This is a genomic window from Actinacidiphila guanduensis (assembly GCF_900103985.1).
Taxonomy (GTDB): Bacteria; Actinomycetota; Actinomycetes; order Streptomycetales; family Streptomycetaceae; genus Actinacidiphila; species Actinacidiphila guanduensis.
Genome location: NZ_FNIE01000006.1, coordinates 466,210 through 489,639, shown reverse-complemented (window position 1 = coordinate 489,639; position 23,430 = coordinate 466,210). Strand labels below are relative to the sequence as shown.

The 23,430-nt window shown below is 73.8% G+C and carries 19 protein-coding genes and 1 pseudogene; 18 read left to right on the top strand and 2 right to left on the bottom strand.

Annotated elements, in window-relative coordinates; all coding sequences use genetic code 11:
* The first annotated feature begins 118 nt into the window (after nucleotides 1-118).
* The 3 genes from BLR33_RS34380 to BLR33_RS16240 all read left to right on the top strand — a co-directional run bounded on the left by BLR33_RS34380 (nucleotide 119) and on the right by BLR33_RS16240 (nucleotide 2,952).
* The gene (locus BLR33_RS34380; protein WP_107408888.1) at nucleotides 119-1,012 is read left to right on the top strand and encodes a hypothetical protein; all 894 of its coding nucleotides are present in this window, start codon (nucleotides 119-121) and stop codon (nucleotides 1,010-1,012) included.
* On the top strand, nucleotides 1,009-1,968 hold the full coding sequence (locus BLR33_RS16245) for a hypothetical protein (protein ID WP_093785154.1): 960 nt from the start codon (nucleotides 1,009-1,011) through the stop codon (nucleotides 1,966-1,968). Before BLR33_RS34380 ends, BLR33_RS16245 begins: the two co-directional genes overlap by 4 nt.
* Before the next feature lie 240 nt (nucleotides 1,969-2,208).
* On the top strand, nucleotides 2,209-2,952 hold the full coding sequence (locus BLR33_RS16240; protein WP_093785153.1) for a TetR/AcrR family transcriptional regulator: 744 nt from the start codon (nucleotides 2,209-2,211) through the stop codon (nucleotides 2,950-2,952).
* 48 nt (nucleotides 2,953-3,000) lie between these two features.
* On the opposite strand, the gene BLR33_RS16235 is transcribed toward BLR33_RS16240, so the two are convergent.
* Nucleotides 3,001-4,065: an alpha/beta hydrolase gene (locus tag BLR33_RS16235; protein ID WP_093785152.1), complete on the bottom strand. Its 1,065-nt coding sequence runs from the start codon at nucleotides 4,063-4,065 to the stop codon at nucleotides 3,001-3,003.
* Between the two features lie 100 nt (nucleotides 4,066-4,165).
* Here BLR33_RS16235 and BLR33_RS16230 point away from each other — a divergent pair, with 100 nt between their 5' ends.
* The 15 genes and pseudogenes from BLR33_RS16230 to BLR33_RS37140 all read left to right on the top strand — a co-directional run bounded on the left by BLR33_RS16230 (nucleotide 4,166) and on the right by BLR33_RS37140 (nucleotide 21,787).
* Complete coding sequence (locus BLR33_RS16230) at nucleotides 4,166-4,615, top strand: MarR family winged helix-turn-helix transcriptional regulator (protein ID WP_093785151.1); 450 nt, start codon at nucleotides 4,166-4,168, stop codon at nucleotides 4,613-4,615.
* Nucleotides 4,616-5,382: 767 nt separating this feature from the next.
* Nucleotides 5,383-6,930, top strand: a complete 1,548-nt coding sequence (locus tag BLR33_RS16225) for a class I tRNA ligase family protein (protein WP_093785150.1) — start codon at nucleotides 5,383-5,385, stop codon at nucleotides 6,928-6,930.
* Between the two features lie 71 nt (nucleotides 6,931-7,001).
* A complete protein-coding gene (locus tag BLR33_RS16220; protein WP_218136657.1) occupies nucleotides 7,002-8,093 on the top strand; it encodes an NAD(P)/FAD-dependent oxidoreductase in 1,092 nt (363 codons plus the stop codon).
* A complete protein-coding gene (locus tag BLR33_RS16215) occupies nucleotides 8,090-9,442 on the top strand; it encodes an MFS transporter (RefSeq protein ID WP_093785149.1) in 1,353 nt (450 codons plus the stop codon). Before BLR33_RS16220 ends, BLR33_RS16215 begins: the two co-directional genes overlap by 4 nt.
* Complete coding sequence (locus BLR33_RS16210) at nucleotides 9,439-10,701, top strand: ATP-grasp domain-containing protein (protein WP_093785148.1); 1,263 nt, start codon at nucleotides 9,439-9,441, stop codon at nucleotides 10,699-10,701. The genes BLR33_RS16215 and BLR33_RS16210 overlap by 4 nt, the downstream gene beginning before the upstream one ends.
* 311 nt (nucleotides 10,702-11,012) lie before the next feature.
* Complete coding sequence (locus BLR33_RS16205; protein ID WP_093785147.1) at nucleotides 11,013-12,326, top strand: lysine N(6)-hydroxylase/L-ornithine N(5)-oxygenase family protein; 1,314 nt, start codon at nucleotides 11,013-11,015, stop codon at nucleotides 12,324-12,326.
* A complete protein-coding gene (locus BLR33_RS16200; RefSeq protein WP_093785146.1) occupies nucleotides 12,326-13,624 on the top strand; it encodes an ATP-grasp domain-containing protein in 1,299 nt (432 codons plus the stop codon). The genes BLR33_RS16205 and BLR33_RS16200 overlap by 1 nt, the downstream gene beginning before the upstream one ends.
* Nucleotides 13,621-14,892 carry an acyl-CoA dehydrogenase family protein gene (locus BLR33_RS16195; protein WP_322987164.1) on the top strand — a complete coding sequence of 424 codons (1,272 nt, stop codon included), beginning with the start codon at nucleotides 13,621-13,623 and terminating at the stop codon, nucleotides 14,890-14,892. The genes BLR33_RS16200 and BLR33_RS16195 overlap by 4 nt, the downstream gene beginning before the upstream one ends.
* A gap of 106 nt (nucleotides 14,893-14,998) precedes the next feature.
* Nucleotides 14,999-16,207, top strand: coding sequence for an acyl-CoA dehydrogenase family protein (locus BLR33_RS16190; protein WP_093785145.1), 1,209 nt, complete (start codon nucleotides 14,999-15,001; stop codon nucleotides 16,205-16,207).
* 49 nt (nucleotides 16,208-16,256) lie between these two features.
* Nucleotides 16,257-17,981 (top strand): tryptophan 2-C-methyltransferase, encoded by a 1,725-nt coding sequence (tsrT, locus tag BLR33_RS16185; protein WP_093785144.1) that lies wholly within the window; start codon nucleotides 16,257-16,259, stop codon nucleotides 17,979-17,981.
* Between the two features lie 556 nt (nucleotides 17,982-18,537).
* Nucleotides 18,538-19,170 (top strand): LuxR C-terminal-related transcriptional regulator, encoded by a 633-nt coding sequence (locus BLR33_RS16180; RefSeq protein ID WP_245771437.1) that lies wholly within the window; start codon nucleotides 18,538-18,540, stop codon nucleotides 19,168-19,170.
* Nucleotides 19,171-19,557: 387 nt separating this feature from the next.
* Entirely contained in the window at nucleotides 19,558-19,941 is a 384-nt protein-coding gene (locus BLR33_RS16175) for a cupin domain-containing protein (protein WP_093785142.1), read from the top strand.
* Nucleotides 19,938-20,399: a hypothetical protein gene (locus BLR33_RS16170; protein ID WP_322987163.1), complete on the top strand. Its 462-nt coding sequence runs from the start codon at nucleotides 19,938-19,940 to the stop codon at nucleotides 20,397-20,399. The genes BLR33_RS16175 and BLR33_RS16170 overlap by 4 nt, the downstream gene beginning before the upstream one ends.
* Before the next feature lie 2 nt (nucleotides 20,400-20,401).
* Nucleotides 20,402-20,929: pseudogene (locus BLR33_RS37145) on the top strand (FAD-binding oxidoreductase); the annotation flags it as partial.
* Between the two features lie 663 nt (nucleotides 20,930-21,592).
* Nucleotides 21,593-21,787 (top strand): BBE domain-containing protein, encoded by a 195-nt coding sequence (locus BLR33_RS37140; RefSeq protein ID WP_407639687.1) that lies wholly within the window; start codon nucleotides 21,593-21,595, stop codon nucleotides 21,785-21,787.
* A gap of 172 nt (nucleotides 21,788-21,959) precedes the next feature.
* Here the strand turns inward: BLR33_RS37140 and BLR33_RS16160 are convergent, their stop codons facing one another.
* The gene (locus tag BLR33_RS16160) at nucleotides 21,960-23,333 is read right to left on the bottom strand and encodes a tryptophanase (RefSeq protein WP_093785141.1); all 1,374 of its coding nucleotides are present in this window, start codon (nucleotides 23,331-23,333) and stop codon (nucleotides 21,960-21,962) included.
* Between the last annotated feature and the right edge of the window lie 97 nt (nucleotides 23,334-23,430).

Below are 23,430 nucleotides of genomic sequence, written 5' to 3'. Positions count from 1 at the left end.
TCCTGCGGGGTGGCCGGGGGCGTGCTGTACTGGGCAAATGGAGCGCATGTCTGGGAAGGCGCCTGCCGGCCGGGTCGGGCAGCGGGGGCGCGCCGCCGGGCACCGGGGGCCCCGTGGCGTGTCCGGCGGGATCGGGCGGGCCCTTCGCGGCGCGCACGCCGTACCCGCCGGGGAGGAGGCGCGGGCCGACGAGATGCGGACCCGCGTGCGGCTCATGATCGAGATCACCGCCCGGGCCGGGGAGTACCGGCGGGGGCTGGTGAAGGCGGCCGGCCGGCTCAGCCCGGAGGAGGCCGTGATCCTCGCCGACCTGGAGCAGCACGGGCTCCAGGTCCCCCAGCTGCGGGACGTCCTGCGCGGCGGCCACGTCCTCGTCGACGAGCCCGCCCTCTACGAGAAGTGGCGGGCCGGCAAGGGCAGCCACCCGCGGCTGTCCAGCCACCACCGCGACATCGACAAGAAGCGCTACCCGGACTTCGGCATGCGCGGCCACGTGGTGCGCGAGAAGCTGCACGGGCGCACCGCGCAGGGCACCTGGGTCCAGCTGGAGAAGACGCCGGCCGCCTTCGGCGGGAGCAAGCTGCCCAGCGTGGACGACCTGCGCCACCTGTGGGACTACCTCGTCTACCGCTTCACCGGCAGCAACGTCGGCCCCTGGGGCCTGTCGCGGATGACCGAGCGGCGCCCGATGTACCTCTCGCCGATCGTTGCCGTCCCCACCACGCTGACGCCGCCGGTCGCCCGTCAGCTCACCCAGGCGCTGCGCCGGATCGAGGCGGACGACGACACCACCGCCGTCTCCCGTGAGCTGGCCGCCCGCTTCCCGCCGCCCGACCGGCCGGACCTCGGCGGCGAACTCGGGCAGGCGCTGTCGGGCCGCGGCGGGCGCGGCCTGTTCGGCAACTCCGAGGTGTGGGTCACGCAGGCGCCCTCGCGCACGGCGGCCGCGGTGCTGCGCGAGCGGCACGAGCCGCTGACGCGGGAGCACTGGCGGACGGGAGGCACGCGGTGAGCGAGGAGCAGCAGGGCGGGGGGAGCGGGTCGCCGCGGGGCGAGGGCGACCGGTACGGCGAGGCGACACCGGCCGACGCGTCGGGCAACCGGAACGGTCCCGGCGGCGACGGTCCTGGCAAGGGCTCCGGTGAGGGTGCTGGCTCCGGCGGCGGTCCGGGTCCCGGTTCCGACGACGGTAACGGCTCTGGCGACGGCGGCAGCAACGGTCGCGGTTCCGGCAACGGCGGCAGCAACGGTGACGGCAACGGTCCCGGTCAGGCGTCCGTCCCCGAGGGGCTCGTCGCCGCCGTGGTGAACCTCGTGCACACCGGACCCGTGCTGCTCGGCGCCTACACCATCGCGGAACTCACCGCGGTGGACGCCATCGTGGACTTCCTGGAAGCGCGCCCCTCGGACGACGAACTCGCCGAGGCCGTACGGTCGCTGGCCGCCCGCGAACTGCTCCTCGCGGGGGACGGCGACGAGGTGCAGGTCCGCGGGGACCTCGGCATCGCCGTCGCGTTCCAGCAGCGGGCCCGCAAGGTACTCGACGCCCGGACGACGGGTACGCAGGCGGGCGAACCCTGGCGCATCCTGGTGCTGCCGCAGCCCGAGCGGATCTGCCTGATGGTGCGGATCGACGCGCTCGGCGTCCACCAGATGGGCCTGTACAAGCTGGACGAGGCGGTGCGCATCCTCGTCGACTGGCTGCCGCGCGGCCAGTCCGCCGAACCCGAGCCCGACTCCGACGCCGTGCTCGACGGCGCGGAGCGGGCCGCGCTGCTCACGGTCACCGAGTACACGGCGGAGGGCTCGGCCGAGATCGCGGGCGCCAGTACCGACATGGTGCTGGCCCGCAGGGACGGCCGGCTGCACCTGTACACACGGGAGCCGGAGCAGGGGGACCGGCTGGTGCCGGGGGCGGTTGAGGGCAAGGAGGAGGTCCGCGAGCGGCTGGCGCGACTGCTGGCGTAGGACGGTGGGGTGCGGGGGACGCCCGTACGGCGAAGGGTGGTGGCGTAGGGCCCTGGGATACGGGGGACGGGCCCGTACGGCGAGGAGTGGTGGCGTAAGGCGCCGGAGCAGCCGAGCGGCGGGGACCCTGGAGCGCCGGACGTGGGTGCCGGCCGGGGCGGGCAGCGCTCACTGCCCGGCGGGGCGAACACTGTCCGCCGGCCGCGGAACACCGTTCGTACCGCTCGGTACACTGCCCGTATGCCACCCACCCCGCAGGAGCGGCGCGCCGCCCGGCACCGGGCCGACACCGGCGCGAGCGCGCCCGCGGGCCGGCGCGGTCCCTCCGGCGGCCGCAAGAAGCCGATCACGGTCGACGCGATCGTCGACGCGGCTCTCGCCCTGGTGGAGCGCGAGGGCTACGAGGCCCTGACGATGCGCCGGGTCGCCACCGCGCTGGAGACGGGCCCGTCCTCGCTCTACGCGCACGTGGTCAACAAGGAGGACCTGGACGAGCTGCTGATCGGCCGGCTGTGCGCCGCGATCGACCTGCCCGAGCCGGACCCCGCCCGCTGGCGGCAGCAGATCGTGGACGTCTGCACCCAACTGCGCGACCAGTACCTGCGCTACCCCGGTATCTCCCGAGCCGCCTTCGCCGCCGCCCCCTCCAACCTGGACACGCTGCGGGTGACCGAGGGCATGCTCGCGATCCTGATCGCCGGCGGCGTCGAGCCGCAGACCGCCGCGTGGGCGATCGACTCCCTCACCCTCTACGTCAACGCGCACAGCCTCGAAGTCGCCCTGGCGGACCGCCGCAGCACCCGCGCCGACGACGCGTGGGTGGTGAGCCGCGACGAACTCCTGCGCCGCTTCGCGGCGTTGCCCCCGTCCTTCCCCCACACCCGCCACTACGCCCGCGAACTCACCGCGGGTACCCCCGAAGACCGCTTCACCTTCACCCTCACCCTCCTCACCACCGCCCTCCCCACTTCCACCGCCCCCTGATCCGGCGACGGCGGTTCGCCGCCGCAGCTCCCTCAGGAGCCGTTCGCGTCAGCGGAGGTGGGTGTGGAGGAAGGCGGCGGCGCGGGTGAGGGCTTCGGCGGCCTCGTCGAGGATCGAGGCGAAGGCCTGGAAGACGTGCGGGACGTGGGGGGTGACGTCGAGGGTGACCTGGACGTGGTGGGCGGCGGCGCGGGCGGCCAGGCGGATCGCGTCGTCGCGCAGGTACTCGGCCGAGCCGGCCTGGATGAGCAGCGGGGGCAGGCCCGTGAGGTCGGCGTGGACGGGGCTGGCCAGGCCGTCGTGCGGGTCGGCGCCCTGGAGGTAGTCCCGCGCGCGGGTGCGCAGGGCCCGCGCGGTGATCACCGGGTCGAGCCCGGGGTCGTCGGGCAGGTCGGGGACGGTGAGGTCGGCCCAGGGGGACAGGAGCACCGCGCAGGCCGGTTGCGGCAGGTCCGGCTCCTCGCGCACGGCGAGCAGGAGCGCGGCGGCCAGGTTGCCGCCCGCCGACTCGCCCACCACCGCGATCCGCCCCGCCCCGCCCTGCTCGCGGACCAGGGCCCGGTAGGCGGCCAGGGCGTCCTGGAGGGCCGCGGGGTAGGGGTGCTCGGGGGCGAGGCGGTAGTCCACGGACAGGACGCGGACGCCTGCCGCACGGGCCAGGTGGCCGGCCAGCCCTATCGAGGACTCGGCCGACCCGACGGCGAAGCAGCCGCCGTGGAAGTACAGGACGGTGCCGTCCGCCGTGTCCGCCACTGGGTCGGGCCCCGCCGGGCCCGAATCAGCCGGTACGGACCCCGCCGGATCGGGCCCCGCTGGTACGGAGCCCGCCAGGACCGAATCAGCCGGGACGGACCCCGTCGGGAGGGACCTCACAGAAACGGGCCCCACCGAAACGGGCCCCACCTGTACGGGCCCCACCGAAACGGGCCCCACCGAGACCGACACCGCCGGGACGCCGCCGAGCACGGCGGGCCCGACCGTGACGTCCTCGGGGACGGGCTCCGCGCCGATCAGCTCGCGGAAGAGTTCGCGCTGCTCGGCCACCTCGCCGCCGAGGTCGATCGGGGACTCGCGCAGGATCCGGGCCACGATGTCGCGCTGGAGTTCGCTCATGGATGCTTGCCTTTCGACACGGCCCGCCCGAGGGGCGGACCGGAGAAGTAGATTACTGCTAATCTAGTTAGAGCTTACTCATGTGGCAAGAGGAGGCGTGGTGGAGCTGCGGCAGGTGTTCGACGACCTGGTGCGTTTCGAGACGGATCTGTGGAACGCGATCGACGCCCGGCTGCGGCGGGACGGCGAGGTGCCGCTGGGCAGCCTGAACGTGATGCTCGTCGTGGAGCGCACGCCCGACTGCCGGGTCAACGACATCGCCGCCGCGCTGTCGATCACGATCGGCGGCGCCAGCCAGGCCGTGGACCGCCTGGAGAAGCGGGAGTTGTGCGCCCGGCAGCCCAACCCCAACGACCGCCGCTCCTCGATCGTCCGCCTCACCGCCGAGGGTGCCCGCCTCACCCGCTCGGCCGCCCGCCTCTTCGACGCCGAGTTGGCCGCCCGGCTGGCCGCGCCCCTGTCCGAGCCCGAGTTGGCCGCCTTCGCCTCCGCCCTGACGGCGCTGCGGGCGGCCGGCCCGGGGACCGCCGGGACGGGCAACACGCCCTGATGCACGGGTAGTCGACGCCAAACGGAACCCAGGAGTCACTTGCCGCCGCACCAGCACCAGGGCACTCCTCCTGGAACTCCGGGCACATCCGGAGGGGAACCGGGGCCCGCGGCACCCCCGAACGGGGGCTGTTCCCCGGGGAGTTCCCGTACGGCGGCGCCCCGGCCGCGGGGAAAGCGGTGAACCGTTCGCCGCAGGGGGCAACCGGGGCCCGTGAGCTGGGAGTTCGCGGCGGGTCCTGGACGGTGCGGACGCGGGGCCGTATGCCCGGGTGGCACTGCCGGACGGGGTGCGGCGGCGGAGATTCCCCGGCTCGCGGGAAGAGTTCCCCTACCGACCGGGAAGCCGCGAACCCTAGCCTCGTGCCGCGGTCCTGCCGAACTCCGGGCCTGCGCCTGCTCCGTCGCACCACGCACCATCGCAATTCCCTGGGAAGCGGAATCACACGAGGGGGGCAGTGTGGCCGGCTGCGACGCGGGTGTCCCGGTGGTCCTTCCGGCACCCTTCAGGGCAACGCCCCCGCCAACTCGCGGGACGCCCCCGGCACTTCACCCGGGCCGCGGGCGGGCACGCCGGCAAGCGGCCGGCACCGCGAGCCCGCCCGCCGCGTAGGCCGGGCCCCGCAAGCCGCCCGGAGCACCCCGAAACCAGGGCCGCCCTGTGGGCCCCGGCGCCCCCGAGGCCAGGGGCCAAGATGCCGAGGCCCGCCCCGGAGCAGCACCCGTCCCACCACCGCGCACCCCACCCCACCAGCAAAGGACCGCCTGATGGTACGCACGATGGTGATCGCCCCCGGCCCCACCGCCAACGGTGACCTGCACCTCGGCCACCTGGCCGGGCCGTTCCTGAGCGCCGACGTCTGCGCCCGGTTCGCCCGCGCCGCCGGTCGCGACGTGCTCTTCGGCACCGGCGTGCACTTCACCCAGAACTACATCGTCACCACCGCCAGGCGATTGGGCGTCCCGCCCGAGGAGTTGCGCACCCGCTCGGGCGCGCAGGTCGAGGCCACCCTCGCCGCCCTCGGCATCGCACCCGACGGCTTCGTGCACTTCGACGACCGCTACGTCAAAGGCGTGCAGGCGTTCTTCGACCGCCTCCACGGCGTCGGCGCGCTGAAGCGGCGCGCGGTCCCCTTCCCGTACGTGGCCCGCACCGGCGAGTTCCTCACCGACGCCTATGTGCGCGGCGGGTGCCCCGTCTGCCTGTCGGAGGGGTGCGCGGGCCTGTGCGAGGGGTGCGGGCACTGGAACGGCTCCGGCGAGCTGCTCGACCCGCGCTCCACCCTGGAGCCGGAGGACGAGGTAGAGGTGCGCGAGGCGGAGGTGCTGGTGCTGCCGCTGGAGGAGTACCGCCCGGCGCTGACCGCGTACTTCGCCGGGCTGAGCGCGACCATGCGGCCCCGGCTGGCCCGCCTCGTGGAGGAGCTGCTGGCGCGGCCGCTGCCGGACTACCCCGTCACCCTGCCGATCTCCTGGGGCATTCCGGCGCCCTTCGCCGAGACGCCGGGCCAGGTGCTCTACGCCGACGCCGAGGTCGTCGCCTGGAGCATGCACACCTCGGCGCTGGCCGCCGAGCACCGTGGCGAGGTGACGGCCGCGGACGACGCGCTCTGGTACGCCGAAGCCGCCCCCGAGGTGGTGTACTTCTTCGGCTCCGACGCCAGCTTCGCCTTCGCGCTCGTCGGCGTGGCCATGCTGATGGCGCTGGGCGGCTACGCCCTGCCCGCGCACTTCGTCACCAACGAGTTCTACGAGCTGGACAACGACAAGTTCTCCTCCAGCCGCGGCCACGTGGTCACCGGGCAGGAGCTGGCCGCACAGGTGCCGCGCGACCTGATCCGCTACTACCTGGCCGCCACCGGGCCCGACTTCCAGCGCACCAACTTCACCCGCGACGCCATGGCCAAGGTCACCGGCGAGCGGCTGCTGGACCCGTGGAACCGGGTGGCCGAGAAGGCCGGGCGGTTCGCGGGCGGCGGGGCACTGCCCGTCTCCGAGGCGTCCCGGCAGGCGGCCGCGCGGATGGTGGAGCGGTTCGCCGGCGGCTACGACCCGCGCCGCTTCAGCCTCACCGCGGCCGCCTTCACCCTGACCGAGCAGCTCGCCCGGCTGGACCGCTGGGAGGTGACGGCGGCCGACGCGGGCGACTTCTGCCACCAGGTGGACGTCTTCCTGCGCTGCGCGGCCCCGCTGCTGGTCGACCTCGCCGGCAAGGCGCTGCCGGACCTCGCGATCCCACAAAAGGGCACGGCGGGCGCGGCGGTGGAGCAGATCGTGCCCCGGGTGCTGCCGCGGCTGACCGGGACGGTGCGGTGACGGCGGCAGGGGATGTGACGGGCGCGGGGAAAGGGGAGTCGGCGGGGGCAGGAGCAGGGGCCGGGCAACGGGTGGCGGGAGCAGACCGCCGAAGCCGCAGGGCCCCCGCCACCCGGGCCGCCGCCCGCGTGCTCGTCGTGGGCGCCGGGGTCACCGGGCTGCTCACCGCGGTGGAGTGCGCGCTGGCCGGCCACCGGGTGACGGTGCTGGAGCGCGGCACCGTCCCCGACCCGGCGGCGACCTCCCACGACCAGCACCGGGCGCTGCGCACGCTCGCCGTCGGCAACCCGGGGCGCAGCCGGGAGCTGGCCGGGGCCGAGCGGCGCTGGCGCGAGCTGGCGGCCGTGCTGGGCGGCGGTTTCTACCGCCGGGTCGGTGTGGTGACGGCCTGGCCGCGTGAGCGGGTGGCCGAGGTGCTGGCCTGCGCGCGGGCGGCCGGGCTGCCGGTGACGGCGGAGGCGGAACTGCCGCCGGTCGGCGCCCCCGAGGGCACCGTGGCGGTGCGCGAGGAGGCCGCTGGGGTGCTGCTCGCCGAGCAGGTGCTGCGGTCGGCGGCCGCGTGGCTGGCCGGGCACCCCGCGGTGGAGCTGCGCCCCGGCTGCGAGGTCGCCGCGGTCTCCGCCGACGACGGCCGGGTGCGGCTGCGCGGCGGCGAGGTCGTCCACGGCGACCTGGTGCTCGTCGCGGCCGGGCCGTGGACGCGCGAGCTGGCCGGCCACCCGGTGGTGGTGTACCGGCAGACGATGCTCTACCTGCGGCCGCCCTCCGCCCTGGCCGCCCGGTGGCGCGGGGCGCCGGCCGCGGGCGGCCTCGGCGCCGACGGGCGCGGCTGGGCGCTGCCGCCGGGCGGGGGCGCGCTGCTGAAGATCAGCTCCGACGCGGTGTGCCGGGCGGTGCCCGGCACAGGGGGCGCCGCGGAGGAGGACCAGGAGCCCTGGGCGCTGCGGCTCGCCGGGTCCGGGGTGCTGCCGGACATCGAGGCGTACGAGGTGGTGGGCGCGCGCGCCTGCCACTACGCCGCCGACGCCCGCGACGGCGGCGCCCACCTGGCCCGGATCGGGCCGCGCCTGTGGTCGCGCCCGGCCTGCGGGGGCACCGGCTTCGCCGAGGCGCCGCTGGTCGCACGACGGATCACCGAAGCTGCCAGGGAGGCCGCGGCATGACGGACGACGCCCACGTCGGCGTCCTGGAGACGCTGAAGTCCACACCGCTCGCGGTGCGTTACCTGCTGGGCGGCATGCTGGTGAACCAACTGGGCGCCTTCGTCCAGACGTTCCTGGTGCTCTACCTGACCCACCGCCACCTGTCGGTGGACGACGCCGGCCTGTCGCTCGTCGCCTACAGCGCGGGCACGGTGCTGGGCACCATGCTGGGCGGGGAGGCCACCTCGCGGTTCGGGCCGCGCGCCACCATCGTGATGGCGATGGCCGGCTCGGGCCCGCTGGTCGCGGTGATCCCCGCGCTCAGCCGCTCCTCGCTGCTGGCCCCGCTGCTGGTCGTGGTGGCGCTGGCCGGGCTGCTCGCGCAGGCGTACCGGCCCGCGGCCTCGGTGCTGCTCAGCGACCTGATGCCCGAGCGGCAGCAGGTGATGGGATTCTCCATGATGCGGATCGCCATCAACACCGGTGCCGCGCTGGCCCCGTTGATCGCCGCGGGCCTCATCCTGGCCGATTGGGACGCGCTGTTCTGGCTCGACGGCGCCACCACCCTGCTGTGGGCCCTGCTCGCCTTCGCGCTGCTGCCGCGCCACGCCGGGCCTGCGGAAGCGGCGACGGCCACCGAGGAGACCGAACAGGTGGCGGCAGAAGTCGAGTCGGCGAAGAAGGACGGCGAAGGCACCCCGGAACCTGCCGAGTTGACCGGACGCGCCGCCTACGCCGCCATGCTGCGCGACCGCAAGTACGTCTTCTACCTGCTCGCCGTGCTGCTCGGCACCATCACCTATGTGCAGTCGATGATCGCGCTGCCGCTCCAGGTCCGCGCGGACGACTACCCGACCGGCCTCTACAGCGCGGTGCTCACCGTCTCCTCGGTGGTGCTGATCACCTGCGAGCTGAAGGTCACCACGTACATCCTGCGCATCCCCACGCACACCGCGGTGATGATCGGGCACCTGGTGAACTCCGCCGGCTTCGCGGTGTACGCGCTCGTCGCCCACTCGCCGGCCTTCTTCCTGATCGGCGCGGTGCTGGAGGTCGGCGGGCTGATGATCGCCGGGCCCAGCATGTTCGCCCACCCGGCGACCTTCCCGGCGGCGCTGAAGGCCCGCTACATCGGCACCATGCAGGCCATGGCCGGGCTCGCCTCCGCGGTCGGGCCGCTCTTCGCGGTCTTCGTGTGGACCCGGCTCGACCACGGCTTCTGGGTGCTGTGCGCGGCCGTGAACGCGGTGGCGGGGCTGCTCGCCATGGCGGGGCTCAACCGGGGAGCGCGGCCGCGCGACCCGGAGCAGAAGATCGCCCCAGGAGGGGGCGGCCAGGGCGAACCCGAAGTCGTGGGAGGTACGGCATGAGCACGCAGCACACCCCGAGCGGACCGGCGGTGGTCGTCGGATTCGTCGGCCTGGCCATCCCGTTCATCGAGCGGTTCCAGCCGCCCGGCTCGGTGGTCTACGTCGAGGAGCCCGATGTGGCCCGCAAGCGGCAGGCGGCCGAGAAGCTCGCCGAAGTGCCGTACGCGCGCGGGCTGATCGCGTGGGAGTACCACCGACAGGGGCAGGCGGACGCCTTCTTCCACGCCCACCGCGACCTCGACCCGGCCGCGATCGTGCCCGCCGTGGAGTACGCCACCCCGTTCGCGGCCCGCCTCGCCGAGCGCTACGGGCTGCCGGGCGCGAGCCTGGGCGCGGCGCAGATCCTGCGTGACAAGGCGCTGCTGCGGCAGGTGACCTCGGCGGCCGGGATCGCGAACCCGGCCAGCCGCCGGGTCGAAGGGCCCCAGGACGTACGGGCGTTCATGGCCGAGCACCCCGGTCCCGTGGTGCTCAAGCCCGCCAACCGGCAGGCGTCGATCGGCGTGCAGGTGCTGTACGGCGGCCCGGCCGAGGCGGAGGCCGCCTGGGCGCACTGCGTGGTCCAGGACGAGGGGATCTTCGTGCCCGACCGGCCGATGGAACTGGCCATGCTCGCCGAGGAGTTCGTCCAGGGCCCGGAGTTCAGCGTGGAGATGCTGGTGGGCGGCGGCGAGCCGCTGTTCACCAACGTCACGCGCAAGGAGCTCTATCCCGGGCCCTACCCGGTGGAGTTGGCGCACGTCGTGCCGGCCGACATCCCCGCCGAGCTGACCGCGCTGCTGGGCGAGCGGACCGCGGCCGTCGTCGAGGCGACCGGCTTCCGTGACGGTGTGGTGCACTGCGAGTGGATCGTCTCCGGTGGGGAGCCCCACCTGGTGGAGTGCGCCGGGCGGATGCCGGGCGACGCGATCGTGGACATCATCGAGGCCGCCTACCCGGTGGAGTTCTTCCGCGCCTACTTCGCCGTCATGAAGGGCGAGCGGCCGGACGACCTGCCGGAGAAGGCCGAAGGCGGCGCCGCCGTACGGTTCCTGGCGCCGCCGCCCGGCACGGTGGTCGCCGTCGAGGGCGTGGCCGAGGCGGCGAAGGCCGAGGGCGTCTTCCACCTGGACTGCGGGGTGCCGCCGGGCACGCGCGCGACCGGCGTGCGCAACTCCTGGGACCGGGTGGGGATCGTGATGACGCGCGCGGGCAGCCCCGCCGAGGCGTACCGGCTGGGCGAGCAGGCCGCGGCGCTGGTGCGGATCGAGACGGAATAGCGCACGGGCCCCACTCAATTCACCGGCCATTCACAGGAATTCACCGAAGGGAAGCGGCAGGGCGTGGGTCCGGCAGACCGGAGAACCGGTGGTGCCGGCGCCGCGTCCTGCCCTTTTCCGTATTTCCGGCCACGGCTTCACGGGAGAGAATTCCGGCGTCTTCGCCGGGTGTTCCACGCGCCACCCCGAATTTCCCCGCCGACCGGGAATTTCGCCCCTAGGGGCCGGGAACGGCGGCTTCCTATGATGAACTCCGGTTCGATCTCGTTGCTTCGTTCCATTAAAGGGATCACTGTCTTCGAGGGGGAAGTGTGGCTGACCGCGAGGTTGGTGTACTGGCGATCGGTGCGGGGCCGGCGAACCTGGCCCTGGCTGCCGCGATCGAGGAGTCCGGGTCGCCCGAACTTGCCGAGGGCACCCTGCTGCTGGAGCAGGCCCCGGACATCAAGTGGCAGCGCGACCTGCTGATGCCGTGGGCCCGCAGCCAGGTGTCGTTCCTCAAGGACCTGGTGACGCTGCGCAACCCGCGCAGCCGGTTCTCGTTCCTGAGCTTCCTGCACGACCAGGGCAGACTGGACGCGTTCGTCAACCTGGGCACTTTCCACCCCTACCGGTGGGAGTTCTCCGACTACCTGCAGTGGGTGGCCGCCTCCCTGGAGCGGGTGCGGATCCGCTACAGCGCGCGGGTGACCTCGGTCGTCCCGCAGTACGACGGGCAGGGCCTGCTCACCGGCTGGAAGGTGCAGCTCGCCGACGGCGACACCATCGCCTGCCGGGACCTGGTGATCGGCGGCGGCCGCGACCCGCGGGTGCCCGAGGTCTTCGCCGGCCTGCCCGCCGAGCGGGTGGTGCACAGTTCGGCGTACCGCTCGCGGATCGCCGGAATTCCGAAGGACGACCCGGTGCGCGCGGTCGTCGTCGGCGGCGCCCAGTCGGCCGCGGAGATGTTCTACGCCCTGCACGAGAACCTGCCCAACAGCCGTATTCTCATGGTCGTCCGCTCGGTCGGCCTGCAGAACTACCAGACCAGCAAATTCGTCAATGAGCTGTTCTTCCCGTCCTTCGTGGACGAGTTCTACGACGCGCCGAAAGACGTGCGCGCCCAGGTGCTGGACGAGATGCGGCTGACGAATTACGCCGGCCTCGCCCCGCCGTTCCTCGACCAGCTCTACGAAATGCTGTACCGGCAGCGGATGCTCGGCGGCGGTGTGGCCCGCTCCGAGATCCGGGCGATGACCGAGGTGGTGGACGCCCGCGTCGAGGACGGCGAGGTGGTCCTCGACCTGCGCGACCGCAGGACCGGCAAGGAGTGGCCGCACCGCTGCGACCTGGTGCTGCTCGGCACCGGGTTCGACGGGCGGATGCCCGCCCTGGTGCGCGACCTCGCCGAGCGGGCCGGCCTGGACGAGGTGGCGGTCAGCCGCAACTACCGGGTGGACCTGGGCGCGGCCACCCCCGGCGCGCTCTACCTGCAGGGCGTCAACGAGGCCACGCACGGCATCGCGGACTCCCTGATCAGCGTGCTCGCCAACCGCAGCCACGACATCGTCACCGACCTGCTGGCCCGCCGCACCCCGACCGCCGTGCCGGCCGCCGTCCCCGCCGCCGAGCAGGGGGTCGCCTGATGGGCCGGGCCACCCTGCTCGTCATCGGCAGCGGGCTGAAGGTCTACCGGGAGTATCTGGTCGCGCCCATCAGCCGCCGGGCCCGCGCGGCGGGCCTGGACCTGGTGCTGCTCAACAACCTCAAGCCGACCTGGCAGAAGGAGTACTTCGACGAGGTCGTCGTCGCCAATGTCTTCGACTCCGAGGTGATGGCGCGGGCGGCCCGCGAGGTCGCCGCCCGCCGCGATGTCGTCGCCCTGATGTGCTGGGACGAGCCGCTGGTGCTCGACGCGGGGCTGCTGGCCGCCGAGTTCGGGGTGCCGGGGCTGTCCGCACGCGGGGTGCGCGGCTGCCGCGACAAGGAGCTGACCCGGGCGGAGCTGACCGCAGCCGGCCTGCACCAGCCCGGCTTCGCGCTGACCACCACCGTCGCCGAGGCGCGGGCGGCGGCCGCGCGGATCGGCTACCCGGTGGTGGTCAAGCCGCGGGCGATGGGCGCGAGCATCGGGGTGGTGTTCGCCGCGGACGAGGCCGAGCTGACCGGTGCCTTCCGGGTGGCCCTGGCCGCGAGCGAGGTGGACCCGGGGCCCTACCGGGCGAGCGTGATGGTGGAGGAGTACGCGCCGGGGCCGGAGATCAGCGTGGACGGCGCCGTGCACAAGGGCGAGTACCTGCCGCTGTTCGTGGCCCGCAAGTACAGCAGCGACCACCCGTACTTCGAGGAGGTCGGCCACATGGTGGACGCGGCCGACCCGCTGCTGCACGACGCCGAACTGGTGCGCACCCTGGCCCGGGCGCACCAGGCGCTCGGCGTCGAGGACGGCATCACCCACAGCGAGGTCCGCCTCACCGACCGCGGCCCGCTGATCATCGAGGTCAACGGCCGGCTCGGCGGCGACCTCATCCCCTTCCTGGGCCGGATCGCCACCGGCATCGAGCCGGGCGAGGTGCTCTTCGACGTGGCCACCGGCCAGCGCCCCGACACCGCCCCGACCCGCCGGGCCGTGGCCGGCATCCGGTTCGGCATCCCCGACCACGACTGCCTGCTGCGCGCGATCCACCTGCCCGCGCCCGGCGCCTCCCCGGGCCTGGTCACCGCGGCGGCCATGGCCGACCCCGGCACGGTGCTGCGGCTGCCACCCGGCGGCTACCTGGCCCGGCACTCCTTCGTGGTGTGCGAGGCGGAGGACACCGCGGGCTGCCAGGAGCGGCTGGCGCGGGCCGCGGCCCTGGTCGAGCCGGTCACCGAACCGGTCGGCCCGGCCGACCCGCGGGCGCCGTTCGCGATGCCCGCCGGACTGCTGGACGTGGACGAGTGAGCGGCCTGAACGGCGGGGTCGGCGCCGCCCGGACGGACAGCGGGGGCGCGCGCGGGGACGAGAGGCAGGCGGTGCCGGCGGACGCGGTGCCCAACACCGCCGCCGGCATCCTCAAGGCGGCCGAGCAGCTGGTGCCGGTGCTGCGCGAGCGCGCGGACGAGATCGAGCAGGCCCGCACGCTGCCCGCCGAGGTGGTCGAACTCCTGCGCGGCACCGGGGTGTTCCGGATGGGCTGGGCCCGCGAGTGGGGCGGGCCGGAGCTGACCTCCATGGAGCAGACGCACGTGGTCGAGACCCTCGCCCGCGGCGACGCCTCGGCCGCCTGGGCCGCGGTGATCGGCGCCAACACCGGGCTGATCGCCAACTTCCTGGACCAGGGCGTGGTCAAGGAGGTCTACCCGCGCCTGGACATGGTCACCGCGGGCGTGCTGGCACCCGCCGGGCACGCCGAACGGGTGCCGGGCGGCTACCGGCTGACCGGCCGCTGGTCGTTCGGCAGCGGCATCGCGCACAGCGACTGGGTGACCTCCGGTGCCTTCGTCTTCCAGGACGGGGAGCCGTATGCGAGCCCGGACGGCAGCAACCCGCACGAGTCCCGGCAGTTCATCGTGCCCTGCGTGAACGTCGAGGTCGTCGGCAACTGGGACACCACCGGCCTGCGCGGCACCGGCAGCAGCGATTACACGATGACGGACGTCTTCGTGCCGGAGAGCCACACCTTCACTTTCTGGGAGGCCCGCGGCAGGCGCAGCCCGCTCGCCCAACCCGAGTCCTACATGCGGCCGTTGTGCGGGGTCCCGCTCGGGACCGCCCGGGCCGCGCTGGACCACGCGCGGGAGGTGGCGCTGAGCCGGGTGGACCGGATGACGGGCACCGCGTGGAAGGACAGCCGGCGTGTGCAGGTGGCGCTCGCGGAGTGCGAGGCGGACCTGAACGCCAGCCGCGCCGGGGTCTACGGCGCCATGTCCCGGCAGTGGGAGGTGCTGGCCGCGGGCGGCACCCTGGACGACCTGACGGTGGAGGAGCGGGCCGCCTCCCCGCTGGCGTGGCGGCATGCCTTCCGCACCGCCCGCTCGGTGGTCGAGCGGCTCTACGACCTGCTGCAGACCTGGTCGATCGGCCACGGCTCGGTGCTGGACCGCGCGCTGCGCGACACGGCCACGATGTGCCAGAACCTCACCGCGCAGGAGGCCGTCCTGGAGTCGGTCGGCGCCTACCTGCTGGGCGGCACCCCCCGCTTCCGCATCAGCCTCGGCCTCGACGTCTGACCACGCGGGCCCACCGCCGACGCGCCACCCCGCACCGACCTCGCGCACCCGTGAGCACTGTGCGCGCAGCCTGTGCGACCCGACCTACCACCTGAGGGGCGATGACATGACGTTGAGCCGGGCCTCGGCCGCCGAGGAGCAGAGCGGCGCCGGGCGGATCCTCGCGGCGGCCGAGCGGCTCGCGCCGGTGCTGCGCGAGCGGGCCGGCGAGATCGAGCAGGCCCGCCGGCTGCCCGCCGACGTGGTCGAACTCCTGCGCGGCACCGGGGTGTTCGGCATGTGCTGGGCCCGCGAGTGGGGCGGCCCCGAGCTGACCTCCATGGAGCAGACCCAGGTCGTGGAGGCGCTGGCGTACGGCGACGCCTCGGCCGCCTGGTGCGCGGTGATCGGCGCCAACAGCGGTATCTACGCCAACTTCCTCGACCAGACCGCCGCCAAGGAGATGTTCCCGCGGCCCGACATGGTCACCGCGGGGCTGCTGCAGCCCTCCGGCCGGGCCGAACGGGTGCCCGGCGGCTACCGGTTGACCGGCCGCTGGTCCTTCGGCAGCGGCATCACCCACGCCGACTGGGTGACCTCCGGCGCCTTCGTCTTCCAGGACGGGCAGCCGTATGCCAGCCCGGACGGCAGCAACCCGCACGAGTCCCGGCAGTTCATGGTGCCCCGCGAGCAGGTGGAGGTCATAGACACCTGGCACACCACGGGCCTGTGCGGCAGCGGCAGTTGCGACTACACGATCACGGACGTCTTCGTCCCCGAGAGCCGCAGCTACACCTTCGACACCGTGCACGGCCGGCCCTCGCCGCTCGCCCAGCCCGACTCCTTCACCCGCGCCATGTGCGGGGTGCCGCTCGGCGTGGCCCGGGCCGCGCTGGACCACGCGCGGGAGGTCGCGCTGACCCGGGTGGACCGGATGACGGGCACCGCGTGGAAGGACAGTTGGCGGGTCCAGGTGGCGCTCGCGGAGTGCGAGGCGGACTACAACGCCACCCGCAGCGGTGTCTACCGCAGCATGACCCGGCAGTGGGAGGTGCTGGCCGCCGGCGGCACCCTGGACGACCTCACGCCCGACGAGCGGGCCGCCTCCCCGCTCGCCTGGGTGCACGCCTTCCGCACCTCGCGCTCCATCGTCGCCCGCCTCTACGACCTGCTGCAGACCTGGTCCATCGGCCGCGGCTCGGTGCCGGACCGGGCGCTGCGCGACACCACCACCATGTGCCAGCACCTGGTGGCCCAGGACCGCATCCTCCAGTCGGCCGGCGCCTACCTGCTGGGCGCCCGGCCGGAGTTCGGCATCGCGCTCGGCATCGTCTGACCGGGCCCGCAGGCGCCCGCCCCCCTCTGACACCCCTTACGGAGACCCGATGAGCAGAGGTCTTGTGCTTCTGGTCAACCCCAACAAGGTGCACCCGCCGATCGCGCCCTACGCGCTCGACGTGCTGACCACCGCGCTGGAGGCGGACGACTTCGAGGTCGAGGTCGTGGACCTCACCTTCCACCGCGCGGACTGGAAGTCCGTCCTCGCCGAGTACTTCGCGCTGCGCAGCCCGCTGCTGGTCGGCGTCACCGTCCGCAACACCGACACGGTGTACGCCTTCGAGCAGCGGCCCTTCGTCGGCGAGCACAAGGAGATCGTCACCGAGGTCAAACGGCTCACCGACGCGCCCGTGGTGGCCGGCGGCATCGGCTTCTCCACCATGCCCTTCGCGCTGGTCGAATACTTCGGCGTCGACTACGGCGTGAAGGGCCCCGGCGAGCGGATCCTGTGCGACCTCGCCGACGCCCTGGCCACCGGCCGCGACCCGGGCACCGTGCCCGGCCTGCTCGTCGCCGGCCCCGACGGCGTGACCCGGGTGCCGCCCGCGGTGCTCGCCACCCGGCACGGCAAGCCCGCGGTCCCGCTGCCCACGGGCCAGTTCGAGCCGCGGGTCTGGCAGGTGGACGGCACCGCGAGCTACGTACGGCGCTCGGCGACCCCGTACAAGGTGGACAACCTGCGCTACTACCGGCACGGCGGCCTCGGCAGCATCCTGACCAAGAACGGCTGCGCCTACCGCTGCTCGCACTGCGTGGAGCCCGACGCGAAGGGCACCGCCTTCGCCCAGCGCTCGGTGGCCGCGGTGGTGGACGAGATGGAGTCGCTGGCCGCCCAGGGCGTGCTCGACCAGCACACCACCGACAGCGAGTTCAACCTGTCGATCGCGCACGCCAAGAGCGTGCTGCGCGAGGTCGTCCGCCGCCGGCACGCCGACCCGGCGGGCCCGCTGGCCGCGCTGCGGCTGTGGGTCTACTGCCAACCGAGCCCGTTCGACGAGGAGTTCGCCGAACTGCTGGCCGAGGCCGGCTGCCGCGGGGTGAACGTCGGCTCCGACCATGTCCGTCCCGACCTGCTGGCGGGCTGGAAGGTCACCGGGAAGGGCACCGCCTACTACGACTTCGCCGACACCGAGCGCCTGGTGCGGCTGTGCCGGCAGCACGGCATCCTCACCATGGTGGAGGCCCTGTTCGGCATGCCCGGCGAGACACCGCGGACCATGCGGGCCTGCGTGGAGGCGTTCATGGCGCTGGACGCCACCGTCACCGGCTTCTCGCTGGGCCTGCGGCTCTTCCCGTACACCCCGATGGGCATGGCGATGGCCGAACGCAGCGGCGGGGTGCGGCAGGTGCCCGGGGTGCAGTCCGACACCGCCACCGGGCCGATCCTGCTCAAGCCGCTCGCCGCGTGCTCGGGCCCGGCGGAGTACGAGCGGCAGTTCATGTTCGACGAGCACGGCGACTTCCGGCTGGTGTGCTACTTCTCCCCGGACCTGCTGCCCGCGGGCGCCGACGCCAACGGCCCCTCCGCGCTGTGGGGCGATGCGGTGCGGCAGCTGTGGGACCTGGTGCCCGAGGGGGAGCGGCACCGGGTGATGCTGCCGACCCTGGCCGGCATGAGCGAGCACGACAACAACTACGCCGACAACCCGTTCCTGACCGGCCTGGCCGGGCTCGGCTACACCGGCGCCTTCTGGTCGCACTGGCGGGAGCGGGAGGAGATCATGCGGCAGGCCGCGGAGCGCGCCGCGGCGCCGGACCCGGCGGGCACATGAGCGCGGCGGAATTCGGATCGGCCCGGTAACAGAATTCGGTTGAACCGTGGACCAGTCCGGTGGAGAACCGCGGGCCATTACCACGGAACTCCGCCGGCAGGGGCACAATTCCCTGCCACGGGGGCCTTTTCTACGTCGCCGAACGGGCGCTTTCCGGGCGCCCGGCGTATCCCGGAGGGCACCCGTGGCCCATTGCGGTCCGCTGTTCCCTGCCCCATCCTGGTACGTGGCCGACAAGTGCCGCCGTGACCGGTCGCATTGGTGGTTATCCATTGTCGAGGGGCAGATGAACCAGCAGGAGAACATCAACAGATTACATCGGCCACTCTCGTCACACCAAGAGGTGCGGCAGGAGAATAGCGAAGGCCGATCCGGGAACGGTTCGGGGAACCAGCCCGGGAACGGCACCGGGAACGGCACTGACCACCACGCGGAGAACGGCGCTGAGAACCATGCCGGGAACCGATCGGCACACCGGTTCCCGGACGGCTCCGGCGGCGGGGGCGAACTCCCCTCCGGCGCGCGGGAAGACGCGCCGCACACCCGCCCGCTCACCGTGCTGCTCGCCGACGCCCAGCCGGCGATCCGGCACGGCGTGCGCTCGGTCCTGGAGGGCCCGGGCGGCATCCGCGTGGTGGGCGAGGCGGCCACCGCCCAGGAGGTGCTGGCCGAGGCCGCGCGCTGGCGGCCCGACGTCCTCGTGCTCGACCCGCTGATGGACGAGCCCGCCGGCACCCAGCTCATCGCCCGGGTGCTGCGGCTGGTCCCCGAGACCGGCGTCCTGGTCTTCAGCTCGGTCGACGACGACAAGGCCATCACCTCGGCGCTGCACGCCGGCGCCCGCGGCTACATCGTCAAACGGGCCAGCGCCGAGCAGATCCTGCGCAGCATCCAGGCCGTGGCCGCCGGCGACGCCATCGTGGACCGCTCGATCGCGGGCCGGCTGAGCGCGCTGATCCGCCCGGCCACGGGACAGTACTACTACCCGTTCCCCCAACTGACCAACAGGGAGCGGGACGTGCTGGAGCGCATCGCGGCCGGGAAGTCCAACTCGGCCATCGCCCGCGAACTCGCCCTCGCCTCCAAGACGGTGAGCAACCGCGTCTCGGCCATCTTCGGCAAGCTCGGCGTGGCCGACCGGGCGCAGGCAATTGTACTGGCCAAGGACGCCGGACTCGGGCACGGCTGACCGCGGGGGCGAATTCCGGGCCGCGCGGCCCGATCCGCCCCGCCGTGCCGCCGCGGCAATGGCGCCGCGGGAGAGCCTCGGTGCAATTGCTCGCGGATTTTCCGGTGAGTTGCCGGTCAGTTGCCGGTGACGTGCCGGTGCGCCGACCGGAGTTGCCGGTCCGCTGCCGCTGAGCCGGCTGTGAGTTGTCGGCGAGTTGTGGGTGAGTTGCCGGTGGGCTGCCGGAAGAGCTGCCGGGATGCTGCCGGTCCGGACGGGAACTTTTCCCGGCGCAGATTCCCGTGCGGGAGGGAAGAGTTCCCCTGTCGGGAGGGAGCCGGCGGAATCTAGCCTGAAAGCCATCGCGCACGGCCGACCCCAAACGAACACGTCGATCGGAGTGGGACGTTGACCGACCACGAGCACCCCGGCGTGACCATCCGCCCCCGCGAGCCGGAGCGCCTGGAGCGCGCGCACGGCCTCGACCTGTCGCTGCTGCACCCCTGGCCCGGCCTCAACACCCCCTTCCGCGGCGCCTGGTGCGTGCTGCGCCCGGGCGACGTGTCCGAGGCGCACGCCCACCACGACCGGGAGATCTTCATCGCCATGTCCGGCCGCGGCGTCCTGCTGGCCGGCGGCGACCGCCGCGAGATCGCCGCCGGCGACCTCGCCCTGCTGCCACCCGACGTGGAGCACCGCGTCGCCAACGAGTACGACGAGGACTTCTCCTACTACGCGATCTGGTGGGAGCCGGGGATGTCCGAGCAGTACCTCGCCGAGGAGCCCGCGTGACCGGCCGGGCGGGCGCGGCGGAGGCGAACGGCCCCACCGGCACCGAGTCCGGCACCGGGGCCGTGGGCGCCGGGCGCGGGGACGGCGGCCCCACCGGCAGCGCGTCCACCGGCACGACGCCCCCCGGAGCCGGGCCCGTGGACTACGAGGGCCGCCGGTTCCGGCAGCCCGGCGACGACGCCGGCACCGTCGCCGTCTACCACCAGCAGGACGACCTGGTGTGGGGCGAGGTGGCCGGCGGCAGGGTGCGGCGCGGCTGGACGGCCGGCACCCGCAACCCCGACGGCACCCTGTCGATGGGCTACACGATCGTCTTCGCCACCGGCGAGGTCGTCTGCGGCCGCAGCGAGAACACGCCCGAACTCACCGGCGACGGCCGGCTGCGGCTGCGCGAGACCTGGGAGCGCTACGGTCCGCACGCCGCGACCGGCGTCTCGTACATCGAGGAGGTGGCCTGAGCGTGGCAGCGGTGGACACCGCCTCCGAGGCGGACTGGCGGCACCTGGAGCGGTCGGTCTCCGGGCGCGTGCTGCGGCCCGGCGCGGCCGGCTTCCAGGACGCGAGCGCCCCCTTCAACAAGCGCTTCCCGCACGGCGGTCCGGCCGGCGTGGTGAGCGTCGCAAGCGTCGCCGACGTGCAGCGGGCGGTGCGGTGGGCGCGCGCGACGGGGACGCCGATCGTGCCCCGCGGCGGCGGCCACAGCTACGCCGGCCACTCCGTCAACGACGGCCTGGTGGTGGATGTGCGGGCGCTGTCCGCGGTCACCGCGGACGGCTCGGCCGGCCGGGTCACCGCGGCCGGCGGCGCCTCCATGGCCGCCCTGTACGCGGCGATCGAGCCCGAGCAGATCGCCTTCGCGCTCGGCAACGGCGCCTCGGTCGGCATCGCGGGCCTCACCCTGGGCGGCGGCTCCGCGGCCACCTCCCGCTCCTTCGGCCTCACCGCCGACGCCCTGCTGAGCACCACGCTGGTCACCGCGGACGGCGAACTCGTCACGTGCGACGCCGAGCACCACCCGGACCTGTTCTGGGCCTGCCGCGGCGGCGGGGGCGGCAACTTCGGCATCAACGTCTCCTTCACCTACCGGGCCTTCCCCGTCGCCGACTGCGCCACCTGCCTGCTGCTGTGGGACGGCGCGGACGCGCCCAAGGTGTTCGCGGTGCTCCAGGACGTGATGCGGCACGCCCCCGACGAGCTGTCGATCCGGCTCGGCGCGAGCACCGCGGACGGCGCGCACATCACCGTCTCCGCGATCGGCCTGCACCTGGGCCCGGCCCGCGAACTGCGCGAACTGCTCGACCCGGTGCTCGCCGTGGCCCGCCCGGTGCGCGAGGACATCGCCGACCGCACCTTCTGGCAGGCCCAGCAGTACCTGCTGCACGAGACCTCGGCGGGCGCCTTCGCCGTACGGACCAACTTCGCCGCCGAGCCGCTGCCGCCCGAGGCCGTCGCCGAGGCGCTGGCCCACCTCCACCGCTGGCCGGGCGGCACCAACCCCGACGGCGGCGGCCTGGCCCTGTTCGGCTGGGGCGGCGCCGTCAACAAGGTGGCGCCCGACGCGACGGCCTTCCCGCACCGGGACGCGCACTTCCTGGTCAACATGGACACGTCCTGGGGCGAGCAGGACGGCCCCGCCGCCGTGCCCGCCCATCTGCGCTGGCTCGGCGAGCTGCGCGAGATCGTCGCGCCCCACGTCCTGCCGGGCGCCTACGTCAACTTCGCCGACCCCGACCTCGCCGACTGGCGCACCGCCTACTACGGCGCCAACTACCCGCGTCTGGTGGAGGTCAAGCGCCGCTACGACCCCGACGCCCTGTTCACCTTCGCGCAGGCCGTCGGCTCGTGAGGCGGTCGCCCTTCGGCCTCGTGGGTCAGGGGGCCGCCGGGCCGACGTGGAAGAAGCCCGCCGTGCGGCTGTCGCCGCACGGCGGCGCGGCCGCGGGAATGCCGCGGCCACCTCGCGAGGGCGGCGAGGTGGCCGGAGGGGGGAGGCACGTGGGGTCCGGTGTCGGGTCGGGTCAGTAGCCGAGCGGCACCGGCTCCAAGGTGGCGCGGAAGTGGCGCAGGATCGGCGACTGCTCGGTGATGCGGAAGCCCTGCACGCTGCCGGCGTGCTTGGCGATGACCGCCAGGGTCTCCCCGACGTGGTCGTAGTGGCTGCGGGTGTAGACCCGGCGCGGCAGCGCGAGGCGGACCAGCTCGTAGGGGGCGCTCTTGGTCGGGTTGCCCGCCTCGTCCTCCTCGCCGAGGTACAGCGAGCCCAGCTCCGCCGAGCGGATGCCGCCCACCAGGTAGAGCTGCACGGCCAGGGCGTGGCCCGGGTAGTTGTGCGGCGGGATGTGCGGCAGCAGCCGGCCGGCGTTGAGGTAGAGGGCGTGCATGCCGGGCGGCTCCAGGATGTCCACGCCGGCCGCGTGCACCCGGTGCGCCAGGTAGGAGGCGATCTCCGCGCGCTCGGCGAGGTAGGAGGGCTCGGTGACCTCGGTCAGGCCCTGCGCCATCATGTCCAGGTCGCGCCCGGCGAGACCGCCGTAGGTGGCGAAGCCCTCGGTGGCGATCAGCAGCAGCTCGCAGCGCTGGGCGAGTTCGCCGTCGTTGAGCCCGATGAAGCCGCCGATGTGGACGATGCCGTCCTTCTTCGCGCTCATCACGCAGCCGTCGGCGAGCCGGAACGCCTCCTCGGCGACCTGGCGCGGGGTGCGGTCCTGGTAGCCCCACTCGTTGCGGGTCACCAGCCACGCGTTCTCGGCGAAGCGGGCCGCGTCCAGGAAGAAGGGGACGCCGTGCGCCCGGCACAGTGCCGAGGTCTGCTTGATGTTCTCCATCGAGACGGGCTGGCCGCCGCCGCCGTTGTTGGTGATGGTGGTGACCACCATGGCGACCCGGTGGCCCTCGGGGCCGGTGAGTATGCGGCGCAGCTCGTCGATGTCGATGTTGCCCTTGAACGGCGAGGGGCTGTCGATGTCCTTCGCCTCGGGGCACGGCAGGTCGCGCGCCTCGGCGCCGGCCAGCTCCACGTTCGCCCGGGTGGTGTCGAAGTGGGTGTTGGACAGGGCGAGTTTGCCGGGCTCCAGCAGCGTGGAGAACAGCACCCGCTCGGCCGCGCGCCCCTGATGCGCGGGCAGGATGTGCCGGTACCCGGTGAGTTCGGTGACCACCTCGTGGAAGCGGTAGAACGAGCGGGAGCCGGAGTACGACTCGTCACCCGCCATGCCCGCGGCCTGCTGGGCCGCCGACAGCGCACCGGTCCCCGAGTCGGTCAGCAGGTCGATGGTCACCTCCTCGGCACGCAGGTCGAACAGGTTGTAGTTCACTCGCCGCAGCGCCTCTTCGCGCTGCTGCCGGGTCGTGAAGGGGATGGGCTCGACAACCTTGATCCGGTACGGCTCCATGCTGACGGCTACTCCTGTCTTTCCGTGGTACGGGGGTGTTCCGGGCGCGGCTCCCGGCGGCCGGTGGGCCCCGGGGTCCCGGAGGTGCGCGGGGAGG

Bases quoted from the DNA above. Each gene is read 5' to 3' on its own strand.
- BLR33_RS16240 (WP_093785153.1), top strand. From the start codon at position 2,209: ATGCCACCCACCCCGCAGGAGCGGCGCGCCGCCCGGCACCGGGCCGAC.
- BLR33_RS16235 (WP_093785152.1), bottom strand. From the start codon at position 4,065: ATGAGCGAACTCCAGCGCGACATCGTGGCCCGGATCCTGCGCGAGTCC.
- BLR33_RS16225 (WP_093785150.1), top strand. From the start codon at position 5,383: ATGGTACGCACGATGGTGATCGCCCCCGGCCCCACCGCCAACGGTGAC.
- BLR33_RS16215 (WP_093785149.1), top strand. From the start codon at position 8,090: ATGACGGACGACGCCCACGTCGGCGTCCTGGAGACGCTGAAGTCCACA.
- BLR33_RS16210 (WP_093785148.1), top strand. From the start codon at position 9,439: ATGAGCACGCAGCACACCCCGAGCGGACCGGCGGTGGTCGTCGGATTC.
- BLR33_RS16200 (WP_093785146.1), top strand. From the start codon at position 12,326: ATGGGCCGGGCCACCCTGCTCGTCATCGGCAGCGGGCTGAAGGTCTAC.
- BLR33_RS16190 (WP_093785145.1), top strand. From the start codon at position 14,999: ATGACGTTGAGCCGGGCCTCGGCCGCCGAGGAGCAGAGCGGCGCCGGG.
- tsrT (WP_093785144.1), top strand. From the start codon at position 16,257: ATGAGCAGAGGTCTTGTGCTTCTGGTCAACCCCAACAAGGTGCACCCG.
- BLR33_RS16160 (WP_093785141.1), bottom strand. From the start codon at position 23,333: ATGGAGCCGTACCGGATCAAGGTTGTCGAGCCCATCCCCTTCACGACC.